The 368-nt window shown below is 56.5% G+C and carries 1 protein-coding gene; it reads left to right on the top strand.

Annotated elements, in window-relative coordinates; genetic code table 11:
* A partial coding sequence (locus tag NCT32_RS37130; RefSeq protein WP_250478542.1) for a hypothetical protein occupies positions 1 to 183 on the top strand: 183 nt, incomplete at its 5' end.
* Positions 184 to 368 lie beyond the last annotated feature (185 nt).

Raw genomic sequence — 368 nt, 5'->3', positions numbered from 1 at the left:
TTGGTTCAGCACCAAATAGCTCCAGCCCGCTTCGCGGCCGACCGGTCCTCAATTCGGTCTGCCCGTACTCTTTTTGCACGGCTCTATCTCGCCGCATTGGTAATTCGTTGGTTTCCCTTGCAAACCCAGCGGCAGCGCGTAGCGCTGTGCCGGCGCTATTTCGTGCTGAACCAGTGTCCTTAGAGGGCTAGCTTGTCAGACCGTGCGCGATCCACGCCCGATGGGGCCTATGAGGGCACTCGCTACAGAGCCCACGATCGGCTGGCAAGCGTGGCCAAACTGCGTGTGACTGCGGGCGTATCGAGCTGCTTTCTTTGGTTACTTGTATATTGACTCCAAGTATTCGGAAACTATCTTTCCACTTACTC

It is taken from the genome of Caballeronia sp. INML2 (assembly GCF_023631365.1).
GTDB lineage: Bacteria > Pseudomonadota > Gammaproteobacteria > Burkholderiales > Burkholderiaceae > Caballeronia > Caballeronia turbans.
This window is presented reverse-complemented; position numbering and strand designations above follow the sequence as displayed.